The sequence below is a fragment of the Hymenobacter psychrotolerans DSM 18569 genome (genome assembly GCF_900142395.1).
GTDB lineage: Bacteria > Bacteroidota > Bacteroidia > Cytophagales > Hymenobacteraceae > Hymenobacter > Hymenobacter psychrotolerans.
In genome coordinates, this window is the sequence record NZ_FRAS01000013.1 from 124,370 (window position 1) to 141,418 (window position 17,049).

Below are 17,049 nucleotides of genomic sequence, written 5' to 3' on the forward strand. Positions count from 1 at the left end.
AGCGGAACCAAATCGCCCGTTTTGCAGTAAGGACCGGGTATTGCACTTTCCAAGCGACTTCTACTTTTGCGGTTGCTTAGTACCCTCGCATGTTCCATAGCCTGTTCCCCTTCCGCCGTTTGCTGGCGACGAGCTTTCTGCTCGTCTTCGTCAACGTGTTCGTGGGGCAGTGCTGGTGTGCTACGGTCAATCCGCCCCAGGCCGCCCGGCCGGCAGCGGCGCACCACCAGGCCGAGAAGCCCACGCACCCCGGCTGTAAAGGTCACGGCGCGGTGGCCGAGCATCACGGCAAGAAGGGCGCCCACCCGGCCAAGCCCGCCCGCAGCCACGACTGCTGCAAAGATAAATCGGCTTCGCTGCTGTCGTCGCTGACCTCGCCGGTACAGAAGCAGCTGTTTTTACCGGCACCGGCGCTTGTACCGGTTACCCTGGAGTTTTATTTCCGGCCCGCCGCCGGCAAGTGGGACCGTAACCGCGCGGTAACGCTAGTGCCCAGGGAGCACCTGCCGCCCAAAATTCCCGACATCCGCATTTTCATCCAGTCGCTGACTGTCTGATACTTCCGACGCGCTAAGGCTCGCGCCGGCATAGCTGTGCTATGTCCGGGGCGGGCCTTTTCGTTTGCTCGCCCGCGTGCCTGGTCCACGCCCCCTTCTCCCCACTTCTTGGTTTTTTCTCCCCCGCAATGAAGAGTTGCTGTCAGGAGGCCGGCGCGCCGCCCCCTCGTGGGCCGGGCCGTCGCTGGCTGTCCTACCTGCTCTACGCCGTGGTAGCTGCCGCGCTGGGCTTCGTGCTCTGGCAGCAGTGGCAGGCGTAGCCGCCGGACGCTGACGCCCGATTTCTTCCCATCTCATTTCAGGTTATGAACCGCCTTCTCATTTCCGCGCTGGCCGCTGCCAGCCTGTTTACCGCCGTGAGCTGCTCGACCGATTCGGCCAGCAGCAGCGCCACCAATACTGTTACCACTCCCACCGGAACCGAGGCCGGCAACGCCGCCGAGCACGCCGGCGGCCACACCTACGCCTGCCCCATGCATCCGGAGGTGACCAGCACCAAGCCCGGCGAAAAGTGCCCCAAGTGCGGCATGGCGCTGGTGCACAACGACCAGGTGTCGAACGGCAAGAGCTACCAGATGCAGTTTGAGCCCAAGCCCATGCAGCTAATGGCGGGCCAGCCCGTGACGCTGACCTACACCCCCCAGGAAGTGAGCAACGAGAAAGCTCCGGTGCCACTGGCCGTGGTGCACGAAAAGAAGATTCACCTCATCGTCGTCCGCAAGGACCTGTCGGCGTTCTACCACGAGCACCCCGAGTTCACGGCCGACGGCAACTACAAGGTGCCATTCACCTTTGCCAAGGGCGGCGACTATGTGCTGTTTCAGGACTATACCCCGGCCGGCGCCGGCCACCAGCTGGGCCGCCAGGTGGTGAGCGTGCAGGGTCCAAAGTACACGCCCGTCAAATTCAGCAAGGACCAGCTGCAATGGAGCCAGGACGGCTACCAAGCCACATTGGCCTTTGATAAGGAGCTGAAGGTGGGCCAACTGCTAGGCATGAAAATCACAATCCGCAAGAATGGCCAGCCCGTGACTGACCTCGACAACTACCTCGGCGCGCTGGGCCACGTGGTGGTCATCAGCGAGGACACCGAAAACTACCTGCACGTGCACCCCAACGACCAGGCCGACAAGGGCCCCGCCATTGGCTTCAACACCAACTTCGAAAAGCCCAGCCTGTACCGCGTGTTCCTGCAGTTCAACCACGGCGGGCAGATTCACACGGGCGACTTCACCATTAACGTCAAGGGCTAGCCTGACCGGGCCGCCCCACCTTTTTCACCATTCAACCAACCTACACCCCGTGAAAACCTCCGCATTCCTGCTGGCCACCCTCTGCTCGGGCACCCTGCTGCTGGGCAGCTGCAGCTCCGATAATAAAGCCGACACCACGGCCACCGAAACGACCACGAATCCGGCTGCTGATGATATGGCGGGCATGGACCATTCCAAGATGAGCGAGGGCGCCGCCGGCAGCTCGCCCCTGACGGCCTCCATGAACAACATGATGAGTAAAATGGAGGCGATGCCGATGAAGGGCAACACCGACCACGACTTTGCCCACATGATGCTGGAACACCACAAGGGCGCGGTGGCCATGGCCGACATCGAGCTGCGCGACGGCAAGGACGCCACCATGCGCCAGATGGCGGAAAAAATCAAGGCCGACCAGCAGCAGGAAATCAGCGAGCTGGAGGCCATTGCCCAGCGCCTGGACTCAGCCCCCACCAACTACAAGCCCAAAGACCCGGCTGACCCCTTCACCGCCCAGATGAAAACCAGCATGGACCACATGATGCAGAACATGCCCGCTCCGGTAGCCGATGCGGACATGAACTTCAACATGCTCATGACGGTGCACCACCAGAGCGCCATGGACATGGCCGAGGCTGAGCTGGCCCACGGCAAGGATACCAAGCTCAAGGAGATGGCGCAGAAAATGGTGGACGCGCAGAAAATGGAAATCGAGCAGTTCAAAGCCTGGCACGCCAAGAATGCCGATAAGATGTAGCCCGGGCGGCCTGTCAATACGCTTACCTCACTCCACTCACTTACCTCCATTTAAGATGAAATCCGTTCGTTCTCTGCTGGCCATCACGCTGCTGGCGGCCCCGCTTTCCCTCTTCGCCCAGCATACCCACCAGGCCGGGGCCGCCCACGGCCATAACGCCGCCGGCGAAACCCACGGCCACACGGCCCCGCACGGGGGCATCGTGCGCACAGCCGGCAAGTACCACGTAGAACTGGTGCTGGCCGGCTCGCAGATGACCGTGTACCTGCTCGATGGCAAAGAGCAGACGCTGGCTACCAAAGGCCTGACCGGCACGGCCATGGTGCTGCAGGGCGGCAAAACGACCTCCGTGCTCCTGTCCCCGTACGGCAACAACCAGCTGCGCGGCGGGCTGCCCGCCGGGGCCACGCCGACGACGGCCATCATCACCCTGCGGCGGGGCGGCGAAACCATCAGCGCCCGTTTCGACAAGCTGGCCAGCACCAGCGCCAAGGCCAAAGCCACCAGCTACATCTGCCCGATGCAGTGCGAAGGCAGCGCCAGCACCAAGCCGGGCGCGTGCCCCAAGTGCGGCATGGCCCTGGTGAAAAAGGCGTAGGCGGAGCCTGTTTTTCGGACGCGCGGCGTCCGGACCCGCTCCGTCCCGGGTCGTCCGCGGCTGCAACCGCGGGCGGCCCCCTGACGAGCTCTAATCTGACCCTATGAAGTATCTGAAGATAAAAAGCCGGGCGCGTGCTGTGCTCCTGCTGCTGGGGCTGCTGATTGGCTGGATGCCGGCCCGGGCTCAGACCACCGTCATCGGCCTTGACAGTGCCGAAGCCCAGGCCTTGCGCCGCCACCCGCGCCTGCGCCAATCCGACGAGGAAATCGCCGAGCAGCGGGCCCTCAAGCGGGGCAGCTTCGCGCCGGCCAACCCGGACTTTCTCTGGTCGGCGCCGACGGGGGAGATGTGGGCGCCGGGTGTGGTGCAAACCCTTGACCTGCCCAACGTCTACCGCCGGCAGCGGCAGGTAGCCCAGGCCGGCGTAGTGCTGGCCGAGCGCAACCGTGACGTGAGCCGCGCCACGGTGCTGCGCGATACCCGCTTGGCCTACCTCGGCCTGCAGTTTGCCGAAGCGCAGGTGCGGCAGTACACCTACCAGGACAGCCTGTACCGGACGTTGCGGCTGGCCACGGAGCGGCTGTTCGCGGCCGGCGAAGTCACCTCCCTACAGCGCATCAGCACCGACGCCGAAGCGCGGCAGGCCACCGTGCAGCTACAGCAGGCCACGGAAGATTTGCACGCGGCCCAGCGCCGCTTGGCGTTGCTGCTGAGCCAGCCCGGCACCGAACTAGCTACCAGCACCGACCTGCGCCGCAGCGGCCCGGAACTCGCCCAGACGGGCGCGGCCCTGCTCGGCACACTGCCGGCAGCGGACAGCAGCGCCCTGGTGCGCAGCCCTACCCTGGCGGCGGCCACCCAGAACGTGGCGCTCAGCCAGTCGGGCATCAGCCTGGTGCGGGCCCGCCGTACCCCGGCCCTGACGCTGGGATATCAGAACCAGGCATTTGAGAATTCCCAACTCAAGTACCGCTTTCAGTTCGGCGTATCAGTCCCCATCTGGTTTTGGACCTACCGGGCGCAGCTGCAAGCGGCCACGGCCCGCTCGCGGGCGGCTACTTATCAGCTGCAAACCCAGCGTCTGGAGCTGGGCACGCAGTACCAGCAGGCCCTGGCGGACACCCGCAAGTTCTCGGTCTCGCTCGCCTATTACGAGCAAACCGGCGTGCCCCAGTCCCGGGCCATCATCAGCCAGTCCCAACGGCTGTTCCAGGCGGGCGAGGTCAGCTACCTGCAGCTGATTATGAGCCTGAACCAGGCCTTTGCCATTCAGAATACCTACCTGACCACCATCCGCGACTACCGTCAGGCCCTGGTGGAACTCTCTTACCTACGGGGTGAATAACATGAAACAGCTCATCATTTTGCTGCTGGGCCTGCTTCTGCTGAGCGGCCGGGCCCGGGCCCACGGGGGCGAAGACCACGGCGACGCCGCGAAGGCGTCGACGCCCGCCGGGGCCACCTCCTTCTCGGTAGCGGCCCTCTCGGAGCAGTTCGAGGTGCTGTTGCGCTACGAACCGCTGGAAGGGGGCAAGCCGGCCGACCTGCGCCTGTTTCTGTCCGATTACGCTACCAACGTGCCCATCAAGGGCGCCAAGCTCACGCTCACCAACCCCGAAGACGCCGGCCTGAAGTGGGCGGTGACGGAGAAAGGACCGGGCGAGTATTTGGTGGAGGGCGAGTTTCCGGCCAATAAGGCCTACAGCTTCGCCCTGAACGTGGTGGCTGGCGAGCGGGCCGACCTGCTGCTGCTCGATGGCATTAAAGTGGGCGCCAAGCTGCCCGCGGCCGTGGCCCCGGCTGCCGCTACCCCCTCGCTCTTCTCTTCTTGGAAAACCATTCTGGCCCTGGTCGGCGCCTTCTTGCTCGGTGTCGGCCTGACGGCGCTGCTGCTGCGTCGCCGCCAGCGCGCCGGGACCTCCTCCACTGCTACGCCCGTTGTCTATGAAAACCAAGCATAAAGTTCTGCTCGGCACGGCTGCCGCCAGCCTGGCGCTGACCGTGCTGCTGCCCCCGACCGCGGCCGTGTTTGGTCACGGGGGCGAAGACCACGGCGGCGAGGCCAAGGCCAGCACCGGCGTGGCCCTGACCGACGAGGTGCTGCTGCCCAAGGAAAGCCAGTTTCTGTTTCAGGTGCGTACCAGCCTGGCCACGTACTCGGCCACCTACAGCCGGGCCACGCTCTACGGCACCGTGTCGCCGGCCGCCGGCGGGGAGGGGCGCATTGTGGTACCACAGACCGGGCGCATCGTAAGTCTGGCGGCGCAGGTAGGGCAGGGGGTTCGGGCCGGCCAGGCGCTGGCCGTCATCGAGCAGACCCTGGACGCCACCCAGCAAATCGGGCTGAGCACCGAACGGGCCAACGCCCAAGCCGAGCTGCGCGCTGCGCAGCAGGACTACGCCCGCCTGCAGAGCATTGCCGACATTGCCGCCCGCAAGGACGTGGTGGCCGCCGAGCTGCGCCTGCGTCAGGCCCGGCAAAACGCGGCCATTCTGAACGGGCAGGCCCGCCAGCGCCGCGTGACCATCACCTCGCCTATCAGCGGGACCGTGGACGTGTTCAACCTGGCCGTGGGCCAGCAGGTAGGCCAGGGCGATGAGCTGTTCCGGGTGCTCAACCCCGGCAAGCTGCGGGTGGAGGCCCAGGTGTTTGCCCAGGATTTGGCGAAAATCACGCCCGGCGCGCAATTTCGGGTGGAAGGGCTGCAGGGGCAGGCCGGCGCACCCGCTAAGCTGGTGGTGTTCAGCAACGTGGTCAATCCCGTCAACCAAGCCCGCCAGCTCATTCTGGAGCTGGACCAGACGGCCGCCAGCGGCTACCGCGCCGGACAGGCCGTAAACGTGCAGGTGCTGGGCCAGAGCGAAGGCGGCAAAAAAGAGTTGGTGGTGCCGACCTCAGCCGTCACGGACTTGAACGGCAAGCCCGTGGTGTTCGTGCATACCGAGCCCGAGCACTTCAGGATTCGCTACGTGCAGCCCGGCGCCGTCAATGGCGAGCAAACGGTGCTGTTGCAGGGGGAGGTGAACGAAAACGACCGGGTGGTTACCGCCGGCACCTACCAGCTCAAATCCATCTACCTCAATCAGTAGCGACGGCCAAGATTCCTACCCCGGCCTCGACCGGCCCACCTGGGGCTGCTTTTGCTTTTTTGACGATGCTTGATAAAATCATTCGCTTTGCCCTGCAGAACCGGCTGCTCATGCTGGCTTTTGCCCTGGGCCTGCTGCTAGCCGGCACCTACACGGCCCGCCAGCTACCGGTGGACGTGCTGCCCGACCTGGACCGTCCCCGCGTTACCGTGTTCCTGGAATCCCCGGGCATGGCCCCCGAAGAAGTGGAGGCCCTGGTCACGCTGCCCGTGGAGACGGCCCTGAACGGAGCTACCGGCGTGTCGGCGGTGCGCTCTAACTCGGCCATCGGCCTGGGCATGGTGTTCGTGGAGTTCGACTACGGCACCGATATCTTCACCGCCCGCCAGATTGTGTCGGAAAAGCTGCAGACCGTGGGTGAGCAGCTGCCGACCGGCATCACCCCGGTGCTCGGCCCCATTTCCTCGGTAATGGGCCAGATTATGCTGGTGGGGTTAACGGGGGGCCAGCAAACCAACGCAGCCGACCTACGCACGCTGGCCAACTACACCGTGCGCCAGCGCCTGCTGTCCATCCCCGGCGTAGCCCAGGTGATTCCCATCGGCGGCGACAACCTGCAGTACCAGGTGCTGCTGGACATGGCTCGCCTGAGCGCCACGGGGCTGACGGTCAACCAGGTGGAGGACGCGCTGCGCAAGTCCAACCTGAATACGACCGGCAATTTCTTTGATCGTAACGGCTCGGAGGTGCTCATCCGCAACCTGGGCCGCCTGCGTTCGGTGCAGGACATCGAGAACATCATCGTGGGCTACCGCGACCAGTCGCCGGTGCGCGTGGCCGACATTGCGAAAGTGGAGTTCGGAGCCCGCTTCAAGCGCGGCGACGGCAGCGTGAATGGCAAGCCGGCGGTAATTCTAAGCATCGAAAAGCAGCCGGGCGCCGCCACCGTGAGCCTAACCGCCGCCGTGGAAAAAGCGCTGGTGGAACTCAAGCCTTCCCTGCCCAGGGACGTGCATGTGAACACCCGCCTGTTCAAGCAGTCGGAGTTTATTGAGTCCAGTATCACCAACGTGGAGGAGGCGCTGCGCGACGGCGCCATCCTGGTAGTCATCGTGCTGTTCGCCTTCCTGCTGAACGTGCGCACCACATTTATCTCGCTGGTGGCCATACCACTCTCCTTGCTGGTCACGGCCCTGGTGTTCCGCCTGGCCGGCATCAGCATCAATACCATGACCCTGGGGGGCCTGGCTATTGCCATCGGGGAGCTGGTCGACGACGCCATCGTGGACGTGGAAAACGTGTACCGGCGCCTGCGCGAAAACCGGCACCTGCCCCAGCCCAAGCCGGCATTGCAGGTCATCTACGCGGCCTCCTCGGAAGTTCGTAACTCCATCGTGTACGCGACAATCATCGTGGTGCTGGTGTTCCTGCCGCTGTTTGCGCTGGAAGGCATGGAAGGGCGCATTTTTGCCCCGCTGGGCATTGCCTACATCACCAGCATCGTGGCCTCGCTGTTCGTCTCGCTCACCGTCACGCCGGTGCTGTGCTACTACCTGCTGCCGAAGATGAAGCAGATGGACCATGCCGAAACGGACGGGCCACTGGTCCGCTGGCTGAAACGCAAGGACACGCGGCTGCTGAACTGGGGACTGACGCACCCCAAAGTAGTACTCACGGTGACGGGCGTTTTGTTTGCCGCGTCGATGGCCCTGATTCCCTTCTTCGGCACCGAGTTTTTGCCGCCCTTCAACGAAGGCTCGCTGACGGTAAACTTCTCGGCCCAGGCCGGCACCTCCCTGGCCGAGTCCAACAAGCTGGGCACGCTGGGTGAGCAGCAGATGCTCCAGATTCCGGAGGTAGCCTACACCGCCCGCCGCACTGGTCGGGCCGAACTGGACGAGCACGCCGAGTCGGTCAACAATTCTGAAATCGAGGTGGCCTTCAAGACCGAAGCGGAGCTGGAACGAGAGGGAAAAAAGATGCGCAGCCGCGACGAAATCCTGGCCGATATGCGGCAAAAGCTAAGCCTGATTACCGGGGTGAACGTGAACATCGGCCAGCCCATCTCGCACCGCCTCGACCACCTGCTCTCGGGGGTTCGGGCGCAGGTGGCCATCAAGGTGTTCGGCAACGACTTGCTGGAGCTGCGCCGCTATGCCAATGAGATTCGCGCGGCCGCTGGCACCGTGCCCGGCGTAGTGGACCTGCAGGTCGAAAAGCAGGTGCAGATTCCGCAGCTGCTCATCCGCCCCCGGGACCAAGCTTTGCAGGCCTACGGCATGGCCCGTGGCGAGGTGGTGCAGGACCTGGAAACACTGTTTCAGGGCACGGTGGTCTCGCAGATGCTCGACGGGCAGAAGCGCTTCGACCTGGTAGTGAAGCTGCCCGAAGACCAGCGCAACGATATTGCCGCCATTGGCCAAACCCGCATCGAAACGCCGTCGGGCGCCCTGATTCCGGTCAGCCAGGTGGCCGACATCGTCTACGAGCCGGGGCCCAATACCGTCAACCACGAAAACACCCAGCGGCGTATCACCATCTCGCTGAACGTGGCCGGCCGCGACCTAGGCTCCACGGTCAAGGAAATTCAGCAGAAGGTCAGCCAGCAGGTAAAGCTGCCGGCGGGCTATTACCTGACCTACGGCGGTCAGTTTGAGAGCCAGCAGTCGGCCTCGCAAAAGATTCTCTGGCTGAGCCTGTTCTCCTTGGCCGGCATCTTCCTGGTACTGTACTCGCACTTCAAGTCTACCTACATGGTGGGCCAAATCATGCTCAACATCCCGCTGGCCCTGATTGGCTCGGTGGTGGCCGTGCTGCTCACCGGCGGCACGTTCAGCATCGCCTCGCTGGTGGGATTTATCACCCTGACCGGCATTGCTTCGCGCAACGGCATCATGATGATTTCGCACTACATCCACCTAGTAGAGCACGAAGGGGAGCGATTTAGCAAGCAGATGATACTTCGCGGCTCCCTGGAACGTCTGGTGCCGGTACTGATGACGGCCTTAGTAGCCGCGCTGGCGCTAGTGCCGCTCACGCTGGCCAAGGACGCGCCCGGCAAGGAAATTCTCTACCCGGTGGCCACCGTCATTCTGGGCGGTTTGCTCTCCTCCACCTTCCTCGACATCATCGTGACGCCGGTGGTGTTCTGGCTTGTGGGCGAAAAGGCCCTGGCTCAATACTTCGCTTCGCACCGAGAAACGGGCTTGGGCGAGCACCCCGAGGAGCTCGACACCCCACCCCTCACGCCGCCGGCCGACCTGAACCCGGTGCAGCCCACCACCTAACCCTTCCTTATGGCCGCCCCACTTCCCACTATGCCTGGTGCTCCCAGCTGTGTGCTTTACATCAAGCACATGGTATGCGCGCGCGGTATTCGGGTGGTGCGTCGGGAGCTGGAAGGCTTGGGGCTACGCGTACTCGACGTGCGGCTGGGCGCGGCCACGGTGGCGGGCCAGGCCGAAGACCTGGACTGGGCCAGCATTCGGCACGCCTTGGAAACAGCCGGGTTTGCGCTGCTGGAAAGCCCGCACGAGGCCCTGGTAAACCGCGTGAAGCGCACGGTCGTGGAGCTGTTGCAACGTCCCGCAACCGTGCGGCACCGCGACTTCGTGCCCACGTTGGCCCACGAAATCGGGACCGACGGCCGCCGGCTGCACGCGGCCTTCGCCCGCCTGCCCGGCCACGAAAGCCTGACCAGCTATATCACCGGGCAGCGGCTGGCCTACGCGCAGGAGCTGCTGCGCACCTCCCGGCTCGACGTGGGCCGCATCGCCCGGCAGCTGGGCTACGGCAGCCTGGCCCATTTCTCGGGCCAGTTTCGCCGGTACGCGCAGTGCTCCCCGTCGGCTTACCGGCAGCAGTTGGAAGCGGAAGTCGAGCCGTTGCTTTCTCTAAATGATGCAAGTTCGAGCGCAAATGGTGTAAAACCAGCGTAGTAGAGGAGGGTATAAGCATTATCGGGGCATTCGCTCCATTCATGCCTAAACCGCCTTACCATGCATACCCAGAACCAAGCCCTTCTCGACGCCCTCAACGCCTGCATCGCCGCCTGCGAGCATTGCGCTTCCGCCTGCCTGAAAGAAGACGACGTGAAGATGATGGCCCGCTGTATCAGCATTGACCGTGACTGCGCCGACATCTGTGCCCTGACTGCCCGCTTCGTGGCCCGCGGCTCCGAGCACGCCCAACACCTGCTGGGTGAGTGCGCCGAAATCTGCAAGGCCTGCGGCGACGAGTGCGCCAAGCACACCCACATGCAGCACTGCCAGGAGTGCGCCGAGGCGTGCCGCCGCTGCGAGCAGGCCTGCCGCGCCGGCTTGGGCGTGGCCGCCTAAGCCGGGCCTTTCGGACGGCGGGCCGCAAATCATGCAAGTCTACGACCCAATTCTGTACCCTCTTCGGGACACCTTGGCCGCAGCTTTGCGTGTTGTATTTCCAGCGGCCCGGCTTGGGCCCCCAAACGCAAATCGTCATGAAAACCCTGCATTTCAAAACCAACATCAACTGCGGCGGCTGCATCAAGGCCGTTACGCCGACCCTCAACGAGCAAGCCGGTGCCGGCAACTGGCAAGTGGATACAGCTAACCCCGACAAAATTCTGACCGTCAGCTCGGAACGACTTACCACCGAGCAGGTGGTAAAGGCCGTCGAGCAAGCCGGCTTTTCCATCCAAGCCGTTTAAGCGGTTTTTCCATCTGGGCAAGACGCCCGGCCAGCTTGGTCGGGCGTTTTCATTGGTGTGCGGCGCGCCCTGATTGAAGCCTAGCCATACTTCTTGGTTTGGTGCAGTTCCATGATTTAGGCTGCACCAAGTGCTCCTTTCGCCACTGATATCCTAGAGCCCACCAGCACCAAATTATGCAATTGCAAACACCCTGCGCGAATAATCCAGCCCGCTAGCCAGCCGTACTTATCAGTGCACATCTCATGCTGCGCCGGAGCCGGTTTTTATCACCCATCTTTCTCTCCATGGAGCACTCTAAGCCATACTCCCGTTTTTTTCTGATGCTGGCCGTCTCGCTCGTGGCCATGTACGCCGTCATGTACCTAAACGTGTACGAATGGGACCACGTGTACTTCAGCCTGACCCGCCTCTACATGGCCGTGCTCATGCTCGTGCCCATGACCTTTATCATGATGGGCTTTATGTGGAGCATGTACCCCGACAAGCGCCGCAACCTGTTCATCATGGCTGGAAGCTTGGTGGTATTTGTGGTCGTTACCATCATGGTCCGCTCCCAGATTTTCGTCGACGACCAGTTGTGGATGAAAGGCATGATTCCGCACCACTCCATTGCCATCTTAGTCAGCAAGCAGGCCACCATCAAAGACCCTGAAGTGCGCACTCTCGCCGACAGCATCATCAGCGCCCAACAGCGCGAGATTAGCCAGATGAAGCGCATTCTCCACCGGCTGCAACAGCAATAACTTGGTTTTCTGAACACCAGAATTCAAAGCCGATGCCTGTAATGTGTTGATCACAAAATCATTCTGATACCAACTGGTAAGGCCACCTTTTTCTCCGTTTAAGCTTCTAAGGCGTTGCATGCAACGTTGTAAATGGCGATAGAGGGCTAAACAATGTACAATAGCTGGATATAAGAGTTTACTCTACACTAAGATAACTTACTAGTTCTATCCTGCACCTCTAGGTTGAGCTTATCTAAAATGTACGACAGCAAGTTTATAGGATTGATTAAATTTTTAGCAATTTACCAAACCCTTTATCAAACGACCCTCGTTAAAAACAACCAATCTCCCGATATACGGTGAGAGGCTAAATCACTTTTCTCACTATGCCACAGCCCGATAATCCCGGCAAAGGTCCTGGCACTCCCGGCCACCCTAACCCTCCTGGCAACCCAACGCCTCCTGGTAATCCTACAGGTCCTGGTATCCCTCCCGGCAAGCCCGACCCCGGACCGCATAACCCGCCTAAACCCCCTAAGGACCGTCCCGTAGGCCAGCAGTAAGTTCGCATGCCCTATCAGTCCTGGTTTGAAGCCGATCCAGATCGGCTGCAACGAGAATTAAATGCCCTGGCCGCGTGCGGCGTTGACGCTACTGTTGACGCTACTGCCCGTGACCAGGGCATTTTAAGGCTCTCCTTCTCGATAGACGGTACGAATCCATGCTTTGGCCTTGCCGGCTTAGTAGATTCGGTGGAACTGGTGGCTACCTTTCCGGACAATTACCCTTATTTCCGACCGGAAGTAGCCGCTACCAACCTGACCCTACCGCGTCACCAACACCCGCTGGGCAGCAATTTGTGTTTGCTGCCCCGGCCTGCAGACAATTGGGCGCCTCAATGGCAGTTGGCGACGTATCTGCAGGAGCAGCTGGCCAAGGTGTTGCGCAAAGGAAACATCACCGATCCGGCCCTGCTGGCTGCAGATCCGGATGAGCAGGCAGAACCTGCCAGCGAATACTTTCACGCCCGTAATCTGGTTGTTTTCGACGACACAGGTTTACCAGCTGTCGACCCGATACTACCGGCGGTTGCCGTACTCGGCAAGATGTTAATCGGCCTGCCGAAAAAAGCTGGCGTAGCTTCTCGTCTGGCCGTGCTCGAAACTACAGACACCGCCGGCCGTACGCACCGGTTGCCCCAAGCATTATGGGAGCAGTTTCCGTTGCACTTTATCAGCGGCCATTTGCTACACCTCTCTCAAGCACCACCTTATACCGATTCGCAGTCCGTATTGCGCTGGCTCCTGGATCTGGCCGCGCAGCATGGTATCGTCTCGTCCTTTGCGGGCAAACCCCTGCCCTTATCCGACGGAACGACGCTTAAGCGGGTAATCGGGTTCCGTTTTCCGGAGGAAGTAGCCCCAGGCCAGATGGGCACGGGCTGGTTGTTTTTGCTTGAAATGTCCTTTAAACAGATGGTACCGCATGGCCCCAAGGGCAAGTTAGTACCGCAGGACATGCGCTACATCAATTTCGGCAAAGCGGCACGAACTACCCCAGCCGATTTGCAGCTCCGCATTCCCGCCCTGAAGGCCCTGAGTCAGCATACCATCGCGGTGGTGGGATTAGGCGCATTAGGTGCCCCTACTGCTTTGGAACTGGCCCGTAACCAAGTAGGCGAGCTGCGGGTGATGGACTTTGATCATGCGGAGCCCGGCCCCAGTGTGCGCTGGCCGCTCGGCCTGGCTGCGGCTGGCTTGCTCAAAACCGATGCTATTCGGGATTTCCTCGCGCTGCAGTACCCCGCCACCCGTGTGGTACCCGTCAACCATAAGATAGGTGCGTTACGGAATGAGAATGAGCCGAGTGAACAGGAAATCATGGACACGTTTTTGGATGGCGTTGCCTTGCTCATTGATGCCTCCGCCGACAAGGGCATCAGCCACTTCCTGGCCCGGACAGCACAGGCACGCCGTATTCCGTTCATATCCCTGTACGCTACGCCAGGCGCATGGGGTGGCCTAATAATGCGGGTAGTTCCCGGGCAGACGGCTGGCTGCTGGATGTGCGCGCAATATCACCTGTTCGACGGGAGCATTCCCGTTCCCCTGGCCGATGAATCTACAGGTAGTACGCAAGCAGCCGGGTGCGGCGACCTGACATTTACCGGGGCGAGCTTTGATTTGCAGAACGTCGCCTTGGCGGGCGTTCGACTGGCCGTTTCTACTTTGAGCGCTGGTGGCCCGGAAGACTATCCCCTTACGTCATGGGACGTGGGCGTGGTACAACTCATGACGCCCGAACGCCAGCTGCTGCCCCCAACTTGGCATACCTTCTCCTTGGAAGCACATCCGTCTTGCCCTTACTGTTCGCCGTGATTGAAGCTGAATTTACGCTCTGGTTATCAGAATCGGCTTACAAGGCTATTTTGCTGGAAGCCATGCGCAGGATGCCGTGCGAAACGGGCGGCATCCTGCTGGGCTATTGGAGCACCCCTCAGGAAGCGGTTATCACCGCCATTATCGGTCCCGGACCAAAAGCGGTACACCGCAAACGGTCCTTTCAGCCCGACAGCACTTATCATGAACGGGAAATAGCACGGCATTATGAGGAATCCGGTCGCACCGAAACGTATTTGGGTGACTGGCATACTCATCCTAAGGCCGGGGCTTACATGAGCAGTAAGGATGAATCCACGTTACGGGTGCTGGCTGACTACGCACCAGCCCGGCTCTTGACACCCATCATGATGATCTTAGGAACTGATCCGCCTAGCTTGAAAGCGTGGATACACACATACAGAAGAAAGCTGCTATTCAAAACTTCGGCTTTTCACACTTGCAAGATCTTACACTATTAACAGCAGTGGATAAGGTATGATAAGCTTTACTTATCATACCTTATACTGTACCTTTGGCAAGCGCCCATTTTTCGGGTATTCACTCCTTATAATAGGCTGCCGTGAGCACCGTACCCGTCGTCCCGCCTTCGCCCGCCTCCACCAGCCTCGCGCACCTGGCCGAGCAAACCGCCCGCTACGTCGAAGCCGGCCTGCAGGGCGCGCCCAACACGGCCCGGGCCTACGCCGGCGACTGGCGCCGCTTCACTGCGTGGTGCACCGAGCACGGGCAGGTCGCGCTGCCGGCGTCGGTGGATACGCTCGCCGGATTTGTGACGCACCTGGCCGAAGCTGGCAAGAAGGTGGCCACCATCCAGCGTCATTGCGCGGCCATCAGCAAAGCCCACGCGCTACGGGACCTGGCCTCACCCACGGACGATAAGAAATTCAAGGTGCTGCTCGAGGGCATCAGCCGCGTGAAGGGCACCCGCCAAAAGCAGGCGCCGGCGTTTTCGCTCGCCAACTTTAAGCGCACCGTCAAGCACATCGACGCCTCAACACCAGGTGGCCTGCGCGACCGGGTGATTTTGCTGCTGGGCTTTACCGGGGCCTTTCGGCGCTCAGAACTATCTGCGCTCGACTTGGAGGACCTCACGTTTTCGGACGACGGATTGACCATTGACCTGAAGCGCAGCAAGACCAACCAGTTGGGAGAGGCCGAAGAAAAAGCCATTTTCTATTCTCCAGACCCATCGCTCTGCCCCATCCGAACGCTGCAGGCCTGGATGCGCATGCTCGGCCGCACCGCCGGCCCGGTGCTGGTGTCCCTACGCAAGGGTGGACGGCTGACGGAGCGCCGGCTGACAGATGTGCACCTGAACAAGATTGTGCAGCGGCACTTAGGCCCGAAGTTCACCGCCCACTCTCTACGCGCTTCGTTTGTGACGGTGGCCAAGCTCAACGGCGCCGATGATAGTGAGGTAATGAACCAGACTAAGCACAAGACAAGCTCCATGATCCGGCGCTACACCCGCCTCGACAATGTGCGGCAGCACAATGCAGCTCAGAAATTGGGATTGTAAGTGCGTGGGTGAGGCTTTACAAGCTCGGTTCACTTACGAAGCAAGAACCGAGAGTGTGCAAGACCCTATTGTCTGCAGGTATGCATGAGCACCGGAAAACAACTTTCTGATGCGCTGATAAGCTTCTACCTGAGTACCGCTGTGATTCGTGGTTTTCAAGCCAGGCTGCACAATCACAATATCCACTGTAAGGTTAGGATTGTTGATGCTCATCAGTATCTCCTTCAGCTTGTCAAGCGACCCTTTCTTCACCCTATTCCCAGTATCTCCTTTATTGCGATAAACCAACCGGTTGAGCAACACTTTTTTGTTTGTCCAAACCGCTGATTTTACTGCTTGACCACATACCTCGTAGATATCATCAACGGAACATCTGGGTTCTTCTCCACTCTGCTTTTTGCAGTGGAAGAACTTGATGCTATCCGGACGAAAGGCTAAGATATCCGCTACCTCCAATGAGGCATGGTCATAGTACACCACATCATAATCAGGTAATACCATTTGCTCAATGTAGTCGTGAATCGACAGCCTGGTATCACCAGCTAACGTATTCGCGGTGATGTCATCTGCTGTATAAAATTCCCGATTCACATTAACCTGTAAGCCTGACCATCCTATTGCTTGTATGGCACCGTCAGGCATGAGGTCAAACCCGGTGTTAAAGTCCATCAAAGTGCGACCGGCAAGCTTTGACCAGTCTTCGAAGTAAAAATTGATGGGAGCATCCGTAAGCAAGGTGAACAGGCTTTTCTGGCGAAGCACGTTGTTACCTCGTGTCTCGTGTAACTTACAGGGGGTCGATTCGAGGTAGTAGAATGCTATATCCGGCTTAATACGGTAGCCAATTTTTGCATAGGCTTGACCTCGCTTAACAAAGAACACAAGCTGATTTTGTGTACACTCCTCGCGGCAAATGCTGATTTCACAAGCCACAAGCAAAGCCTCTTCCACAACTTCATCATCTGCGTCCACGAAGGCCACACGCGTTTCCCTATTATAAATCGACCCGTCCCAGTCAGCCGCTACCAGAGCGTTATCGTCGCTTATGGGGAACTCACTGATGTCCCGTCCACAATCAAGCTCGGTTAGCGGCGATTTAAGTGAGGTGGTCTAGCTAAAACGGACAGCGAGAAGTCTTAACTTCCGCTGCTCATGACTGAAAAATCGAATCCTGTAGGAAACCCCTCCACCCGCAAGAAATACACGCCGGCTTTTAAAGCCGAGTGCGTCCGCCAAGTAGCGGCTGGTACCCGGCAAAGCGACGTGGCCCGTGCCCAGGGCATTTCACCGGCCCTGCTGGGGCGCTGGCAACGCCAAGCCCTGGAAGCCGCCGTCCCCAGCAGCGCGGAGCGCGACGAAATCAAGCAGCTGCGGGCCGCGCTCAAGCGCGTGGAAATGGAGCGCGATATTTTAAAAAAAGTCGTGACCATCTTCTCCCAACCGCCTCAGTCATGAGCC

General features: G+C 60.6%; 18 protein-coding genes. 17 read left to right on the plus strand and 1 reads right to left on the minus strand.

The window, feature by feature from the left end; all coding sequences use genetic code 11:
- Nucleotides 1–89: 89 nt before the first annotated feature.
- The 16 genes from BUE15_RS13020 (at nt 90) to BUE15_RS13090 (ending at nt 15,591) form a co-directional block, all read left to right on the plus strand.
- Complete coding sequence (locus BUE15_RS13020; RefSeq protein WP_073285686.1) at nt 90–557, plus strand: hypothetical protein; 468 nt, start codon at nt 90–92, stop codon at nt 555–557.
- A gap of 128 nt (nt 558–685) precedes the next feature.
- Nucleotides 686–817 carry a hypothetical protein gene (locus BUE15_RS22500; protein ID WP_258049174.1) on the plus strand — a complete coding sequence of 44 codons (132 nt, stop codon included), beginning with the start codon at nt 686–688 and terminating at the stop codon, nt 815–817.
- Nucleotides 818–862: 45 nt separating this feature from the next.
- Nucleotides 863–1,810: a heavy metal-binding domain-containing protein gene (locus tag BUE15_RS13025; protein WP_073285689.1), complete on the plus strand. Its 948-nt coding sequence runs from the start codon at nt 863–865 to the stop codon at nt 1,808–1,810.
- A gap of 49 nt (nt 1,811–1,859) precedes the next feature.
- On the plus strand, nt 1,860–2,567 hold the full coding sequence (locus BUE15_RS13030) for a DUF305 domain-containing protein (protein WP_073285692.1): 708 nt from the start codon (nt 1,860–1,862) through the stop codon (nt 2,565–2,567).
- Between the two features lie 55 nt (nt 2,568–2,622).
- Nucleotides 2,623–3,165 (plus strand): heavy metal-binding domain-containing protein, encoded by a 543-nt coding sequence (locus BUE15_RS13035; protein WP_073285695.1) that lies wholly within the window; start codon nt 2,623–2,625, stop codon nt 3,163–3,165.
- Nucleotides 3,166–3,268: 103 nt separating this feature from the next.
- Entirely contained in the window at nt 3,269–4,513 is a 1,245-nt protein-coding gene (locus tag BUE15_RS13040) for a TolC family protein (RefSeq protein WP_073285698.1), read from the plus strand.
- 1 nt (nt 4,514) lies between these two features.
- A complete protein-coding gene (locus BUE15_RS13045; protein ID WP_073285701.1) occupies nt 4,515–5,129 on the plus strand; it encodes a hypothetical protein in 615 nt (204 codons plus the stop codon).
- Complete coding sequence (locus BUE15_RS13050) at nt 5,113–6,258, plus strand: efflux RND transporter periplasmic adaptor subunit (RefSeq protein ID WP_073285703.1); 1,146 nt, start codon at nt 5,113–5,115, stop codon at nt 6,256–6,258. Before BUE15_RS13045 ends, BUE15_RS13050 begins: the two co-directional genes overlap by 17 nt.
- Before the next feature lie 65 nt (nt 6,259–6,323).
- Nucleotides 6,324–9,545: an efflux RND transporter permease subunit gene (locus BUE15_RS13055; RefSeq protein WP_073285706.1), complete on the plus strand. Its 3,222-nt coding sequence runs from the start codon at nt 6,324–6,326 to the stop codon at nt 9,543–9,545.
- A gap of 9 nt (nt 9,546–9,554) precedes the next feature.
- Nucleotides 9,555–10,196, plus strand: a complete 642-nt coding sequence (locus BUE15_RS13060) for a helix-turn-helix transcriptional regulator (protein ID WP_084549026.1) — start codon at nt 9,555–9,557, stop codon at nt 10,194–10,196.
- A 60-nt stretch (nt 10,197–10,256) separates the two neighbouring features.
- On the plus strand, nt 10,257–10,595 hold the full coding sequence (locus BUE15_RS13065) for a four-helix bundle copper-binding protein (RefSeq protein WP_073285712.1): 339 nt from the start codon (nt 10,257–10,259) through the stop codon (nt 10,593–10,595).
- 137 nt (nt 10,596–10,732) lie between these two features.
- Entirely contained in the window at nt 10,733–10,942 is a 210-nt protein-coding gene (locus BUE15_RS13070; RefSeq protein ID WP_073285755.1) for a heavy-metal-associated domain-containing protein, read from the plus strand.
- A gap of 287 nt (nt 10,943–11,229) precedes the next feature.
- Nucleotides 11,230–11,688 carry a DUF305 domain-containing protein gene (locus BUE15_RS13075; protein ID WP_073285715.1) on the plus strand — a complete coding sequence of 153 codons (459 nt, stop codon included), beginning with the start codon at nt 11,230–11,232 and terminating at the stop codon, nt 11,686–11,688.
- 551 nt (nt 11,689–12,239) lie between these two features.
- Nucleotides 12,240–14,048, plus strand: a complete 1,809-nt coding sequence (locus BUE15_RS13080; RefSeq protein WP_073285718.1) for a ThiF family adenylyltransferase — start codon at nt 12,240–12,242, stop codon at nt 14,046–14,048.
- A complete protein-coding gene (locus BUE15_RS13085) occupies nt 14,045–14,530 on the plus strand; it encodes a Mov34/MPN/PAD-1 family protein (protein ID WP_170865260.1) in 486 nt (161 codons plus the stop codon). Before BUE15_RS13080 ends, BUE15_RS13085 begins: the two co-directional genes overlap by 4 nt.
- A gap of 101 nt (nt 14,531–14,631) precedes the next feature.
- Nucleotides 14,632–15,591 carry a tyrosine-type recombinase/integrase gene (locus BUE15_RS13090; RefSeq protein ID WP_073285721.1) on the plus strand — a complete coding sequence of 320 codons (960 nt, stop codon included), beginning with the start codon at nt 14,632–14,634 and terminating at the stop codon, nt 15,589–15,591.
- 33 nt (nt 15,592–15,624) lie between these two features.
- Here BUE15_RS13090 and BUE15_RS13095 read toward each other — a convergent pair whose 3' ends face one another.
- The gene (locus BUE15_RS13095; RefSeq protein ID WP_073285724.1) at nt 15,625–16,572 is read right to left on the minus strand and encodes a hypothetical protein; all 948 of its coding nucleotides are present in this window, start codon (nt 16,570–16,572) and stop codon (nt 15,625–15,627) included.
- A gap of 171 nt (nt 16,573–16,743) precedes the next feature.
- Here BUE15_RS13095 and BUE15_RS13100 point away from each other — a divergent pair, with 171 nt between their 5' ends.
- Entirely contained in the window at nt 16,744–17,046 is a 303-nt protein-coding gene (locus tag BUE15_RS13100) for a transposase (protein ID WP_073285727.1), read from the plus strand.
- The last annotated feature ends 3 nt before the right edge of the window (nt 17,047–17,049 follow it).

Bases quoted from the DNA above. Each gene is read 5' to 3' on its own strand.
- BUE15_RS13050 (WP_073285703.1), top strand. From the start codon at position 5,113: ATGAAAACCAAGCATAAAGTTCTGCTCGGCACGGCTGCCGCCAGCCTG.
- BUE15_RS13055 (WP_073285706.1), top strand. From the start codon at position 6,324: ATGCTTGATAAAATCATTCGCTTTGCCCTGCAGAACCGGCTGCTCATG.
- BUE15_RS13080 (WP_073285718.1), top strand. From the start codon at position 12,240: ATGCCCTATCAGTCCTGGTTTGAAGCCGATCCAGATCGGCTGCAACGA.
- BUE15_RS13035 (WP_073285695.1), top strand. From the start codon at position 2,623: ATGAAATCCGTTCGTTCTCTGCTGGCCATCACGCTGCTGGCGGCCCCG.
- BUE15_RS13045 (WP_073285701.1), top strand. From the start codon at position 4,515: ATGAAACAGCTCATCATTTTGCTGCTGGGCCTGCTTCTGCTGAGCGGC.
- BUE15_RS13060 (WP_084549026.1), top strand. From the start codon at position 9,555: ATGGCCGCCCCACTTCCCACTATGCCTGGTGCTCCCAGCTGTGTGCTT.
- BUE15_RS13100 (WP_073285727.1), top strand. From the start codon at position 16,744: ATGACTGAAAAATCGAATCCTGTAGGAAACCCCTCCACCCGCAAGAAA.
- BUE15_RS13025 (WP_073285689.1), top strand. From the start codon at position 863: ATGAACCGCCTTCTCATTTCCGCGCTGGCCGCTGCCAGCCTGTTTACC.
- BUE15_RS22500 (WP_258049174.1), top strand. From the start codon at position 686: ATGAAGAGTTGCTGTCAGGAGGCCGGCGCGCCGCCCCCTCGTGGGCCG.
- BUE15_RS13075 (WP_073285715.1), top strand. From the start codon at position 11,230: ATGGAGCACTCTAAGCCATACTCCCGTTTTTTTCTGATGCTGGCCGTC.
- BUE15_RS13065 (WP_073285712.1), top strand. From the start codon at position 10,257: ATGCATACCCAGAACCAAGCCCTTCTCGACGCCCTCAACGCCTGCATC.
- BUE15_RS13070 (WP_073285755.1), top strand. From the start codon at position 10,733: ATGAAAACCCTGCATTTCAAAACCAACATCAACTGCGGCGGCTGCATC.
- BUE15_RS13020 (WP_073285686.1), top strand. From the start codon at position 90: ATGTTCCATAGCCTGTTCCCCTTCCGCCGTTTGCTGGCGACGAGCTTT.
- BUE15_RS13040 (WP_073285698.1), top strand. From the start codon at position 3,269: ATGAAGTATCTGAAGATAAAAAGCCGGGCGCGTGCTGTGCTCCTGCTG.